15 protein-coding genes are annotated in these 12,483 nt (G+C 37.2%); 13 read left to right on the top strand and 2 right to left on the bottom strand.

The window, feature by feature from the left end:
- Positions 1-8: 8 nt before the first annotated feature.
- The 9 genes from aroE (at position 9) to MHH51_RS14050 (ending at position 7,131) form a co-directional block, all read left to right on the top strand.
- On the top strand, positions 9-839 hold the full coding sequence (gene aroE, locus MHH51_RS14090; protein WP_156986103.1) for a shikimate dehydrogenase: 831 nt from the start codon (positions 9-11) through the stop codon (positions 837-839).
- Between the two features lies 1 nt (position 840).
- A complete protein-coding gene (gene yhbY, locus MHH51_RS14085) occupies positions 841-1,131 on the top strand; it encodes a ribosome assembly RNA-binding protein YhbY (protein ID WP_147209474.1) in 291 nt (96 codons plus the stop codon).
- A 104-nt stretch (positions 1,132-1,235) separates the two neighbouring features.
- A complete protein-coding gene (locus MHH51_RS14080; RefSeq protein WP_147209473.1) occupies positions 1,236-1,811 on the top strand; it encodes a nicotinate-nucleotide adenylyltransferase in 576 nt (191 codons plus the stop codon).
- A complete protein-coding gene (gene yqeK, locus MHH51_RS14075; RefSeq protein ID WP_147209472.1) occupies positions 1,792-2,376 on the top strand; it encodes a bis(5'-nucleosyl)-tetraphosphatase (symmetrical) YqeK in 585 nt (194 codons plus the stop codon). The genes MHH51_RS14080 and yqeK overlap by 20 nt, the downstream gene beginning before the upstream one ends.
- A complete protein-coding gene (gene rsfS / locus MHH51_RS14070) occupies positions 2,369-2,725 on the top strand; it encodes a ribosome silencing factor (RefSeq protein ID WP_147209471.1) in 357 nt (118 codons plus the stop codon). The genes yqeK and rsfS overlap by 8 nt, the downstream gene beginning before the upstream one ends.
- A 5-nt stretch (positions 2,726-2,730) precedes the next feature.
- A complete protein-coding gene (locus MHH51_RS14065; protein WP_147209470.1) occupies positions 2,731-3,477 on the top strand; it encodes a class I SAM-dependent methyltransferase in 747 nt (248 codons plus the stop codon).
- 103 nt (positions 3,478-3,580) lie between these two features.
- On the top strand, positions 3,581-4,186 hold the full coding sequence (locus tag MHH51_RS14060; protein ID WP_246145065.1) for a helix-hairpin-helix domain-containing protein: 606 nt from the start codon (positions 3,581-3,583) through the stop codon (positions 4,184-4,186).
- Positions 4,187-4,264: 78 nt separating this feature from the next.
- The gene (locus MHH51_RS14055; protein ID WP_147209469.1) at positions 4,265-4,843 is read left to right on the top strand and encodes a ComE operon protein 2; all 579 of its coding nucleotides are present in this window, start codon (positions 4,265-4,267) and stop codon (positions 4,841-4,843) included.
- On the top strand, positions 4,840-7,131 hold the full coding sequence (locus MHH51_RS14050; protein WP_339282349.1) for a DNA internalization-related competence protein ComEC/Rec2: 2,292 nt from the start codon (positions 4,840-4,842) through the stop codon (positions 7,129-7,131). The genes MHH51_RS14055 and MHH51_RS14050 overlap by 4 nt, the downstream gene beginning before the upstream one ends.
- Before the next feature lie 230 nt (positions 7,132-7,361).
- On the opposite strand, the gene MHH51_RS14045 is transcribed toward MHH51_RS14050, so the two are convergent.
- Positions 7,362-7,496: a YqzM family protein gene (locus tag MHH51_RS14045; protein ID WP_040980284.1), complete on the bottom strand. Its 135-nt coding sequence runs from the start codon at positions 7,494-7,496 to the stop codon at positions 7,362-7,364.
- A 443-nt stretch (positions 7,497-7,939) separates the two neighbouring features.
- Here MHH51_RS14045 and holA point away from each other — a divergent pair, with 443 nt between their 5' ends.
- Positions 7,940-8,944, top strand: a complete 1,005-nt coding sequence (holA, locus tag MHH51_RS14040) for a DNA polymerase III subunit delta (RefSeq protein WP_339282348.1) — start codon at positions 7,940-7,942, stop codon at positions 8,942-8,944.
- Positions 8,945-9,057: 113 nt separating this feature from the next.
- On the opposite strand, the gene rpsT is transcribed toward holA, so the two are convergent.
- Positions 9,058-9,315 carry a 30S ribosomal protein S20 gene (gene rpsT / locus MHH51_RS14035; RefSeq protein ID WP_147209466.1) on the bottom strand — a complete coding sequence of 86 codons (258 nt, stop codon included), beginning with the start codon at positions 9,313-9,315 and terminating at the stop codon, positions 9,058-9,060.
- A gap of 355 nt (positions 9,316-9,670) precedes the next feature.
- Here rpsT and gpr point away from each other — a divergent pair, with 355 nt between their 5' ends.
- From gpr to MHH51_RS14020, 3 genes are all read left to right on the top strand, one after another.
- Positions 9,671-10,771: a GPR endopeptidase gene (gpr, locus tag MHH51_RS14030; protein ID WP_147209465.1), complete on the top strand. Its 1,101-nt coding sequence runs from the start codon at positions 9,671-9,673 to the stop codon at positions 10,769-10,771.
- Positions 10,772-10,900: 129 nt separating this feature from the next.
- A complete protein-coding gene (locus tag MHH51_RS14025; protein WP_147209464.1) occupies positions 10,901-12,070 on the top strand; it encodes a stage II sporulation protein P in 1,170 nt (389 codons plus the stop codon).
- An 11-nt stretch (positions 12,071-12,081) separates the two neighbouring features.
- Entirely contained in the window at positions 12,082-12,375 is a 294-nt protein-coding gene (locus MHH51_RS14020; protein ID WP_147209463.1) for a hypothetical protein, read from the top strand.
- Positions 12,376-12,483 lie beyond the last annotated feature (108 nt).

Below are 12,483 nucleotides of genomic sequence, written 5' to 3'. Positions count from 1 at the left end.
GCGCTTCGTTGAGTTTGAAATTAAAATTAATTGGTTATCCTATCAAGCATTCTCTATCACCCTGGATCCAGAGCTCTTTTTTAGAACGAAGCGGTGTAGAAGGTTCTTATACATTGCATGAAATACCAAGTAAAGAAATCTTTGGTGAGGAAATGAAGAAGCTGAGAGAAGCAGAAATTAATGGATTTAATATTACGGTTCCTTACAAGGAAACAATTATTCCTTATCTCGATAAAATTGATATTACTGCGGAACGCGTGGGAGCAGTAAATACAGTATCGTTAGAGGGAAATAAATGGGTTGGATATAATACAGACGGCATCGGCTATGTACAGGCATTGCGCGATAAGTTTCCTGATATGGATAAAGATATTGATGTCCCTATTATAATACTCGGTGCAGGCGGTGCTGCACGAGGTATATTCCATGGATTGGTACAGGCAGGGTATAAAAATCTGACGCTTGCAAACCGGACCAGATCAAAATGTGAAGATATTACAAATGGAACCAGTGCATCTGTGATTACATTGGAAGAAGCTGAAAAAAATATTGCAGCTTATAATGTTATTATTCAAACCAGCTCTGTAGGGATGAATGAGGCAAAACAAATCATAGATCTGTCCAATATACAAGAAGGAACCATTGTCAGCGATATTGTTTACCAGCCGCTTGTCACACAGTTTTTAAAACAGGCAGGAGAAAAAGGCGGTCGCATTCATTATGGTCATACGATGCTGCTTTATCAAGCACAGAAGGCCTTTGAAATTTGGACAAATAAAAAGGTAGATGTACACGGGATGGACGAAGAAATGATAGCAAAAATAAAAGGAGAGAAATAAGATGCTAACAAATAAGCAAAAGCAATTTTTGCGCAGTGAATCACACCATATTAAGCCAATTTTTCAGGTTGGTAAGGATGGTGTAAATGAAAATATGATAACTCAAATTGGTGAAGCTTTAGAAAAAAGAGAATTGATAAAGGTCAGTATCCTTCAGAATTGTTCAGAGGATAAAAATGTGGTTGCTGAGCAAATCTCTAACGGGACTGAATCAGAAGTGGTACAAGTTATCGGCAGCACGATTATTTTATATAAGGAATCAACAGATCACAAAGAAATTAAACTTCCATAAAGAGGATGTTCAAAAAAGGCCAGCGGTTCCGAGGTAAGAATCATCACAAGGATTTTCATTGGCACTTTTTTGAACACGAATCAATAATTGCAGAAGGTGAGTCTTTGAAGAAGATTGGAATTTTAGGCGGAACATTTAACCCGCCGCATATAGGGCATTTATGGATTGCCGAAGAAGTAAGGATAAGAAATCAATTAGATGAAATTTGGTTCATTCCTACACGGACGCCGCCTCATAAAGACACCTCGATACTTGATGCAGCCCACCGTTTAGGAATGCTCCGATTGGCAGTACGAGATAACCCCCATTTTCATGTGAATGCTTTAGAGCTTGAAAGAGAAGGGAAATCGTATACATTTGATACAGTAAAGGAATTAACTGCAAGTTATCCTGACGATGACCTTTACTTTATTATTGGTGGAGATATGGTAGAATATTTGCCTAAATGGCACCGGGTAGATGAATTAGTGAAGATGATTCGCTTTGTAGGGGTATCCAGACCCGGTTATACATTGGAAACACCTTATCCGGTGGATTGTCTGGAGATACATCCTTTAGACATCTCCTCTACTTTCATAAGAAATCGGCTGGGAGACGGCGAGCTTATCCGTTATTTGCTTCCTGATGATGTAATGAATTATATTAAGGAGAATCAGATTTATGGATATAGAGAACCTTAAAACAGATCTGAAAGAAAGGCTGACTGAAGCAAGATATGAACATACATTAAGAGTAACAGATACAGCAATCAATCTGGCAGAGACCTTTCACGGGCCAGTAGAAAAAGCAAAAATTGCTGCCTTGTTTCACGATTATTGTAAGTATGATTCTTTAGAAGAAATGAAAAAAATTATTGAAACAAATAGCAAGCTGCCAAATTTGCTGCTTTCTTTTCATCATGAGTTATGGCACGGACCAGTTGCATCCGTTCAGATAGAAGAAAGATATACTGTTACGGATCAAGAAATAAAAGATGCGATTTTCTTTCATACCACAGGAAGAGCAAATATGACAATGCTGGATAAAATAATCTTTCTTGCTGATTATATAGAGCCGGGAAGAAGCTTTCCCGGATTAGATGAAGTGAGAGCTGCAGCTAAAACAGATTTAACAAAAGCATGCTATCAGGCTGCCAGGAATACTGTTCACTTTTTAATGGAAAAGAATCGTACTGTATATCCTGATAGCTTTCATGCTTATAATGATTTAAATCAACAAGTTTTTGGAGGAATAATAAATGAATAGCAAAGAATTAATTCAAGTAGTTGCAGAGGCCTGTGACGATAAAAGAGCAGAAAATATTGTTGCCTTAGATATGCATGAAGTATCCTTAGTTGCTGACTATTTTGTAATTTGCCATGGGAGCAACGAAAGGCAAGTACAAGCAATTGCACGTGCAATAAAAGAAACTGCTGAAGAAAATGGAAAAAATATTAAAAGGATGGAAGGCTTTGAAGAAGCCCGCTGGATTTTAGTGGACATTGGCGATATTGTCTGTCATGTCTTCCATAAGGATGAAAGACACTATTATAATTTGGAAAAATTATGGGGCGATGCTGATCGTGTTGCGCTGAATATTACCCAAGAAGGTTAATGAGAATGGTATATCACAAGATGGCTGAGGTTTATGATCAACTGATGGATAATGTCCCATATGATGATTGGGTGGTCTTAATTCAGCAAATGATAGCTCAGGCAGGCAGGCCGATTCAATCGATTATCGATTTGGGATGTGGAACTGGTGTTATTACAAGGAAGCTTGCTGCAGAAGGATATACGATGACCGGAGTAGATCAGTCTTCGGAAATGCTGCAGAAAGCACAGAAGGATTTAGAATCTGTCAGCAGCATCAACTGGTTAGAAGCAGATATTACAGAATTAGATGGATGCAAACAGCAATATGATATGGCAATCAGCTGTTGTGATGTAATAAATTATGTGACAGATCTTCAAAATGTAGAGACAGCATTCAAAAATATATATCAGTTATTAGAGGCAGATGGACTGTTTTTCTTTGATGTTCATTCTCTTTATACGGTGGAGGATGTCTATATTGGCCAAACATTTTCAGATGTAGCTGATGAAGCAGCTTATATCTGGGAATGTGTCCCGGGCGACGAAGTTGGAGAAATGTATCATCAGCTAACCTTTTTCCATCAGGAGGAAGGAGACCGCTTTATCCGATTTCAAGAAAAACATCATCAGCGGACATTTCCATTAGAAGTATATAAAAATATTTTAAAAAAAATCGGCTTTGAAAAAATTAAAATTTACGCTGATTTTTCATTGGAACCAAATAGTTGGAATGAACGATCAGAGAGAATTTTCTTTTTAGCTGAAAAATAAACGATAAAAGCGAATTTTAACGTAATTGCCATGGAAAAGGAGATTAACTTTCTTTGTCGAAGTATTCATTTAGCAGTATTTTGACAAAGAAGGAGGTAATACCTTGAATTGGTTAAAGAAAAATATTCCACTTTTTATCGTTATTGTTGTTATTTTGGTACTTTTTGTGTTTATGAATAAGAAAGAAGCCTCCAGTCCGCTATCCGCCTCATTAATTTCTTCTGAACCTGCCGACTCCGCTGAATCCCCTCTTGCAGTAGAAACCATAGAAGAGAAGGAACGAGTTGCAGTGGTTGATATAAAAGGAGAAGTGGTACGGCCGGGAGTATATGAGATTGATGAGGGCGATCGTGTCCAGGATATTATTGAACGTGCTGAGGGCTTTACGGAAGATGCAGATATTTTTCAAGTGAATTTAGCCCAAATTGTGCAGGATGAAATGGTTGTCCTGATTCCTGCCGTAGGTCAAGAAGGGGATCCTGCTAATAGTCTTGCCGGGGAACAGACAAATAATAATAAAGTAAAAATAAATTCTGCGACAAGGGAAGAATTGACTCAGTTGCCAGGAATCGGACCTGCTAAAGCAGAAGCAATTATTGCTCATCGGGATAACCATGGACAGTTTCAAAAAGCAGAGGATTTATTAGATATCTCAGGTATTGGGGAAAAAACCCTGGAGACACTTATAGAGCATATCCAGGTACCATAAAGAGTATCAAGTATGGAATGCGAAAAAATGAATCATATAGCTTTTGTAATACAAAACAGAGAGAAAGAGGTAATAATCATGGAGAGAATTGCTTGGGATCAGTATTTTATGGCTCAAAGTCAACTGTTAGCTCTAAGAAGCACATGTACCCGCTTAATGGTCGGAGCTACAATTGTCCGCGATAAACGCATTATTGCCGGCGGTTACAACGGGAGTGTTTCCGGTGATGTTCATTGTATTGATGAGGGATGCTATGTCATTGACGGCCATTGTGTACGTACTGTACATGCAGAAGCTAATGCGCTTCTTCAATGTGCGAAATTCGGTGTACCTACGGACGGTGCAGATGTCTATGTAACACATTTTCCATGTCTGCAATGTACAAAACAGCTTATTCAAAGTGGAATTAAAAACTTATTTTATGCAGAAGATTACAAGAATCATCCATATGCAATCCAGTTATTTGAAGAAGCTGGTGTGAAAACACAAAAGGTACCATTAGTTGATGCCATGGTTGACACAAATTTTGTGGAAAAGAATGCTTTTGTTTACAAACTTATGGAAAAGTTGGATTCATCAAGCTTGAGCTCATCGGAAAGAGCGGAAATCCAAGCCGATGCAGACAGACTTTTTTTTAATGAAGGCAAAAAGCATTGAGAGGTTATTGGCATTTCCCTGCTATAGCAGGGGTAATCGCCATTTTATATCAATTGCTGGATATAAAATGGCTTCTCCTTCTTTTCGCAGCATGGCTTTTATGGCTGAAGCTTTTGAAAAAACTTAATATCAATGTATGGATAATTACCTTATTCAGCTTTATCATCTTTAGTTATATTATTCCTGTAATCCCACAAGCAGCTTTTGAAGAAAGCTCTGTCGAGGCAGAGATTATCGGGAAAATTGAAGGTGAGGTAAAGCTCAGTTCCAAACAAATACAATTCACTCTTAATCCACCGTATAGTTCCACTAATCTTTTGGTTACTTATTTTCCTGATAAAAATGAAGATTTTCGAGATATTCCTCTGAAACATTCACTATTTCACGGATCTCAATGTACAATTCGTCAAAGTATTGAAATTCCCCCTTCAAGCACTAACCCTGCACAATTTGATTTTCGTCAATTCCTCCTGCAAAAACAAATTACCCACCAGGCAGTTTTAAAGGATTTTAATCATATTGTTTGTACTCCTGAAAGCGGCGTACTCCCTTTACTATATAAACTGAGAACAGATTTGCTGAATAAAATGGAATATAGATGGAGTGATTATAGTGCTCCCTGGATTAATGCAATTGTTTTTGGAGATGCTTCTGGAATAGAGGAATCAGTAACGGAGCTGTTTCAACGGTTTGGGTTATCGCACATTATCGCTATCTCTGGGACACATGTGACGTTAGTAATTACTTTTGTATATTTGATTCTTGTAAAAGGAAATATAATTACAAAAGAGAAAACACATCTATTCTTACTAATTTTCCTTCCTGTTTACTCTATATTGGCTGGAGCTAATCCGCCTGTGCTTCGTGCGGCTTCTATGATGGTTGTGGTGCTCATACTTCAGAAATATCGGTGGAAGCTTCCGTATTCGGATTTATTTTCTATCATTTTTATGATTTTTATGCTTTGGGATCCTTATATTATTTATAATGTGGGCTTTCAGTTTTCGTTTTCAGTAACCTTCGCAATTCTCCTGTCTCAGGCATGGGTCCGCAAAACAAAATCTCCAGTATGGAATATTTTCCAAGTAAGTTTTGTTGCGCAGATGGCAATTCTTCCACTGCAGATATATTATTTTAATATCTTCCATCCGCTGTCAATTTTAATGAATTTAGTAGTCATTCCATACTTTACTTTCTTCGTTATTCCACTTATGTACACGTTTTTACTCATTCATTTTTTTCCTGGTAATCTTTTGGCTATTGTAGATCGGAGCTTTGCATTCATTCATGAGAAAGTTCTGATTTTTATTGAAGCATTAGATACTACATTATTTCCCCCTATTTATCTAAATCAATTATCTATATGGAGTGTTGTTTTTTATTTCACTTGTTTTTTGCTGTTTATGAAATACTTAGAACACAAACAGCAGAAACGGGCATGGATAGCCGGAATTCTTTTTATATTGCCTATTTTAATGACTGCGGGTAAGCCTTATTTTCAGGAGGAGGGTATCGTAACGATGTTTGATATGGGGCAGGGAGATGCCATGCTGGTGGAGGCGGCAAAGAGAGAAGCTGTTATTATGATTGATGCCGGAGCTGCTTTTCATTTTGAGGATATGGAACCGACGAGAGGAGTGTACAAAAATATTATCCGGGCCTATTTCCATCAACGCGGGATTAAAGAGCTGGATGCAATTATCGTTACACATGATGATGTAGATCACTTTGGGAGTGTCCGTTTTATTTTAGAAGAGGTTAAAGTCAATGAATTAATAGTAAGTCCCTATTTTGATGTGGAGCTATTAAAAGAATTTCAGGAGATACAGCCTGTTTTAAATATAACGCAGGTAAAAGCAGGGGATATTCTGAACTTTAATGATTCTATGTCCTTTCAGGTTTTAGCACCTGATATAGATTCTGGAAATTCAAATGATAATTCAATTGTATTATATGCAAATCTTGGCTTGAAATGGTTATTTACAGGTGATATCAGTAAGGAAATAGAAGAAAAAATAATACGTAATTATCCGGGGATGAACATTGACATTTTAAAGGTCGCCCATCATGGCAGTAAAACCTCCACTGGACCAGCATTTATAGAAGCTGTTCAGCCGAATACAGCTCTTATTTCAGCAGGGAGGAATAATCGATTTAATCATCCGAATGCAGAGGTGCTGGAGGTTTTAGAAGATAATCAAGTACATGTTTACCGTACAGATGAACATGGTGCGATTCAATTTTTTTACACAGATGAAGGAGGAACCTTTTCCACCTTCTTCCCATAATATAAAGTGAGAAAATAGAGATAGTATAACTTAGGGCTGGAAAAATGAATATTTGCAAAAGAACAAAAGCGCAGAGCATTCACGTGTCGACTCCCATTTTTCGACGCTCGGAGCTGGGCCCGGCTGCTTTTCCATAATTAGTTATCCACAAGATAATAATTCTATAAATTCCCATGCAACAAAAAAAGAAGAGATGTAATCCCTTCCTTTTTGACCTTTTATCTCTTTCATTATTGACCAATTACGCTGATGGTTACACCTACCGCAAAAATGATAAAGAAAAAGAGAAATGAAAAGGTAAATCCTTTAATGGAGTCTACTACATCGCTTCCTTTATACTGCGGATCTTTTTCGAATTCGTTCAAGACATACCCCTCCTATACTCACAACTATAGTATAAATCATACACATAAAAAAATCCACATTAATTAAAGGATTCCAGACTGATATGGTATCAGCCATTTTTAGCAACAGTTGTCATCTATACTTTTTGCATGGAAGCACAAATTATATAAAGGGAGGTTCATAAAGCAGCCAAATGACAGTACCTTGATCTTCTCGCTTTTTATTTTCCAGCTTTTTGAAGACGCATTATAAGCAAATATCGTTCTTAAAATTTGTTTCTAGAGCTTATTTTAAGACGTTTAATATAGATGCTTCATAAGGGAGAATGCAAAATACTTGCGTTTCTTCCTTTATTTTTTTGTTGCGTTTATGTCTGCTTCCTTATACGATAAAAAGAGATGAACTTATCGATTATAGAAATATCGCATGATATGAAATTTTTTTAGATGGGAAGCGTAACATCATGATGGATCAAATTACGAAAATAAAAAGTAACCAGATTCAGCCGGTTTACTTTGCTTTTGGAACGGAATCGTTCTTTCAGGAACAATTAAAAAATCGACTGATAAAAACAGTATTAGATGGAGATAAAACCAATTTATCCCTGTATGATTTAGAGGAGACGTCTATACAAGAGGTTTTAGCAGATGCAGAAACCTTCCCGTTTTTCGGTGAGCGCAAATTAATATTTGCCAGTAATGCTTCTTTTATTAAAACAAAGCCAGATAAAGCCCCTTTTGAGCATAATTTAACGTATTTACAGGAATATTTAGAAAACCCGCCTGAGTACTCTGTTTTGCTTATTACAGCACCATATGAAAAATTAGATGAGCGAAAAAAAGTAACAAAACAATTAAAAAAACTGGCTTATTCTGTCGATTGTCAATCTGTGAAGGAAAAAGATGCGAGAACATGGATTCAGAGCCTGGTGAAATCATATGGAATACACATTGATCAGGAGGCAATGGAAATATTAGAGGCGGAGGTCTCTAATAATATTCAGCTACTGCAAAGTGAAATTGAGAAGCTTGCTCTTTTTGTGGGGGAGAGCGGGACTGTTACCAAAGAAATTGCACAGCAGTTAGTATCCCATACACCAACCACTACATCAATTGCACTTGTGGATGCTGTAATGAAAGGAAGCATTCAGGAAGCAATTCAAATCTACCAGGATTTAGAGAAAATGAATGAAGACCCCATTGCTATGATTGGTTTACTTGCCTATCAATTTCGGATGATTTTAAGAGTAAAGCAATTAAAAAAGAAAGGGTATTCCCAGTTTCAAATTCAAAAAAATATTGGTGCACATCCGTATGTTATTAAGGTAGCGATGGCAAGAGAGGCGAAGTTATCAGAAGAACGTCTGTCTTATATTATTTGTCAGCTGGCAGATGCTGATGCAAAAATGAAACAAGGGCTTATGGAAAAAGGACTGGCGTTTGAGCTTCTGTTAATGGATTTGGTGTAGGCAGAGCTAAATGCATTAAATAATTATTGTATAAATGTTCTATAAAACAGTAAAAAAATAAAAGGTGAAGTATCTGCGGTTATAACCGGGATTACTTCACCTTTTATTTATAATTATGCGTTAACTTTTTTAGCTAAACGAGCTTTTTGACGATTAGCAGCATTTTTGTGGATAATACCTTTTTGAGCTGCTTTATCGATATGCTTGCTAGCAGATTGGTATGCTGCTTTTGCATTATCAGTATCGTTTGCTTCAACAAGTTGTTCTACACGTTTAATCTCTGTACGCATAGCAGAAAGCTGTGAGCCGTTATTAGCACGTTTCTTTTGGTTAACTTCTACGCGTTTAATTGCAGATTTAATATTTGCCATGTTTATTCACCTCCTAAAAAGTGTACGATTTAAAAAAAACATGTTTAAGTATGCTTTAATCAGTTATCAATTTTATCCGTACGACAAGATGTATTTTACCAAAGCTACCCCATCTTTTCAATAGAATTGTTACTTAATCAACAAATTGGTATGAAATAATTAAAGGCGTACATGCTAAGAATGTAAAAATACAGGAGTTTATCACGGTGTAAATGTTTATGATTTTCTCCGGCTGATAAGAGGGTATCTGGATTTATCACGGTGCAAATCTATTGATGGGACGAGTAATTGCCGTCTCCGTTCTATAATGTTTCATTTATGCCAATAGTACGCATTGAAAAAGGTGGATGAGGTTATGAAAAATATTGAGGAAAACTTTCAGGTGAGAACTGATTTAGCAGTTGAAGCAAGGGACATGTATACAGAAAAGAAAGAAAGTAAAGAAGACAAAGAAATTGCAGGTGTTACCTTTAAAGAAACCACGATAAAGGATGTAAAAATTTCTTATGTCACTATTGATGAAACTGGTGCCGAGCAAATTGGAAAGAAGCCGGGAAATTATGTCACCATTCATGCTGACGGTGTAAAAAAACAGGATACTGAGAAACAGCATCAGGCAGCGAAGATATTAGCGAAAGAGCTGGAACATTTAATAAAAAAGCAGGATCTGCCAGATAAAGCTTCTTGTTTAGTTGTTGGTTTAGGAAACTGGAATGTAACTCCTGATGCTTTGGGGCCAATGGCAGTGGAAAAGGTTTTGGTTACCAGTCATTTATTTCGTCTGCAGCCAGAATCAGTGGCAGAAGGCTATAGTGAAGTGGCCGCTATTACACCGGGAGTAATGGGAGTAACAGGAATAGAAACCAGTGATATTATTTTTGGAATCGTGGAAAAATATCAGCCTGACCTTGTTATCGCTATTGATGCTCTTGCAGCCAGATCGATCAGCAGAGTGAACGAAACGATCCAGTTATCTGATACAGGTATACACCCGGGTTCAGGTGTGGGCAACAAACGAAAAGAAATAAGTAAACAGACACTTGGAATGCCTGTTATCGCTATCGGAGTGCCGACAGTGGTAGATGCAGTAACAATAACAAGTGATACAATAGATTACTTATTAAAACACTTCGGGAGAGAATGGAAGGAAAAGGATGATCCGTCTAAATCCTTAACCCCCGCTGGTATGAGTTTCGGACAGAAGCAGTTAACAGATGCGGATATGCCTGATAAAGAACAGCGTGAAAAGCTGTTCGGTATAATTGGAGGGCTTTCAGATGAAGAGAAAAGGCAGCTGATTATGGAAGTTTTAACACCAATCGGTCATAATTTAATGGTTACTCCCAAAGAAGTGGATGGATTCATGATTGATATGGCCGAGGTAATAGCAAATGGATTGAACGCGGCTTTGCATGAGACTGTAACAATAGATAATTTTTCAAGCTATTCCAGATAAGCTCTATTTTTTCTTTTTGGGACACATACTATTAAGTCTATTTTTTCTTTTTACACGGTTCTACTTTCTCTATTTTACTCATAGATTAAACTATAGAGTTGTTAGAGAAAGGTGGCATCGTGTATTTTTATGAAAAAAAATAATTGGAGTAAAATTGTACAAACCTTTTCTCGACGAAGTGGTATTTACATTATATTTTTTGTCAGTATCTTTTTACTAATCAGTGTTTTGACCGCTGTTCAACCTGCATATCGGTTTTCATCAGATATGCTTTCGAATTGGACAAAAGAAATGGATAGTACAATTTTTTATCATTTAATTACGATGGAAAACAGGGCCTATAAGCAGAGCTTTCCAGAAGGAGAAGCTGAAATACCGAAACTGTCCGGTTTATTTTTTGAATTGACATCTAATGTAAAGCCGACAGATCCTAGAAGTCTTTTCGGAAATGAAATTCCGGGGTTCGCAATATTTGATAATAAATTATTAATGGCAAGTGATAATGATTTTACACACTTTCCAATCGAATCTAATCCGCCTTTAGAAGAAGTGTTACGGGAAAGAGAAGCAGTATTGACAGAAGAGGAAGAAGCGGAAGGGGAAGAAGAAACGAAAGAAGAAATAGAAAATGAACAGACTACTGGGGACCGGGATGTTGTTTTTATTTATAATACACACAATAGAGAGTCTTTTTTGCCGCATCTGCCTAATGAAACGAATCCTAATGCTGCAATGCATGGAGAAATTAATATTACAAAAGTCAGTGACCGTTTAGCAGAGGGGCTTGAGCAAAAGGGAATTGGAACACAGGTGGATAAGACGGATTTCGGTGAGCTGCTCAACGAACTGGGGATGGGATATCATCAATCTTATGAAGTTTCCCGTGATGTGGTCGCGGAGGCTATGGCAGGTAATCAAGAGATTCAATATATGTTTGACTTGCATAGAGATGCACTTCGGAGAGATAAGACCACACAAACCATTGAAGGAGAAGATTATGCGAAAATTCTATTTGTGATCGGCACCGGGCATCCAGATTATGAAAATAATTTGAAGGTAGCAACTGAATTACATGCATTAATAGAAGAAGCTTATCCCGGAATGAGCCGAGGAGTTTACCAAAAGGATGGGTCGGGCGGCAACGGAATTTATAATCAGGATATGGCTGACAATGCATTACTCATTGAATTTGGCGGAGTAGATAACACGATGGAGGAGCTATACCGTTCTGCTGATGCATTAGCGGAAGTGTTCAGCGAGTATTATTGGGACGCTGAAGCAGTACAGTCTGATCAATAAGGAGAGATTTGATGCGAAATATTATTATATTGTTATTGCTTGTCATCTTTTTTCTGAGCGGACTCGTATTCGGCATGCAAAAGAATGAAACAGCTGAACAAACTGCTATTCCAGACGAGTCTGCCGTTGAGGTAGCAGAAGAGATAAATGAACAAGAGCAAATAATTATCACCGAAACGGATGTGCTGGAAGAAGGTAACTATTCCCTGACAAATCGCACGGCAGCAACCATGGAAGGAATTGTTAAAGGGCTATTTGAAGTAATTGTCTCTATTATGTATGGGATTGGAGAGCTGTTTTTCTAGAAATGAACTAATTCAGGAAATTATTTTGAACAAAAAATTTAACGATAAGATGGTTACTTATTAGTTAATCATTGAATCTCGGGGCGTCAATTGCTATAATCAATGCTA

The organism is Oceanobacillus sp. FSL K6-3682 (assembly GCF_037976165.1).
Classification (GTDB): domain Bacteria; phylum Bacillota; class Bacilli; order Bacillales; family Amphibacillaceae; genus Oceanobacillus; species Oceanobacillus sojae.
The sequence above is the reverse complement of the archived record's forward strand: the minus strand, read 5'-3'. Positions and strand labels throughout refer to the sequence as shown.

Coding starts and splice junctions, on each gene's coding strand:
- MHH51_RS14020 (WP_147209463.1), top strand. CDS start 12,082: ATGCGAAATATTATTATATTGTTATTGCTTGTCATCTTTTTTCTGAGC.
- holA (WP_339282348.1), top strand. CDS start 7,940: ATGATGGATCAAATTACGAAAATAAAAAGTAACCAGATTCAGCCGGTT.
- MHH51_RS14025 (WP_147209464.1), top strand. CDS start 10,901: ATGAAAAAAAATAATTGGAGTAAAATTGTACAAACCTTTTCTCGACGA.
- MHH51_RS14065 (WP_147209470.1), top strand. CDS start 2,731: ATGGTATATCACAAGATGGCTGAGGTTTATGATCAACTGATGGATAAT.
- yqeK (WP_147209472.1), top strand. CDS start 1,792: ATGGATATAGAGAACCTTAAAACAGATCTGAAAGAAAGGCTGACTGAA.
- rsfS (WP_147209471.1), top strand. CDS start 2,369: ATGAATAGCAAAGAATTAATTCAAGTAGTTGCAGAGGCCTGTGACGAT.
- gpr (WP_147209465.1), top strand. CDS start 9,671: ATGAAAAATATTGAGGAAAACTTTCAGGTGAGAACTGATTTAGCAGTT.
- yhbY (WP_147209474.1), top strand. CDS start 841: ATGCTAACAAATAAGCAAAAGCAATTTTTGCGCAGTGAATCACACCAT.
- rpsT (WP_147209466.1), bottom strand. CDS start 9,315: ATGGCAAATATTAAATCTGCAATTAAACGCGTAGAAGTTAACCAAAAG.
- MHH51_RS14055 (WP_147209469.1), top strand. CDS start 4,265: ATGGAGAGAATTGCTTGGGATCAGTATTTTATGGCTCAAAGTCAACTG.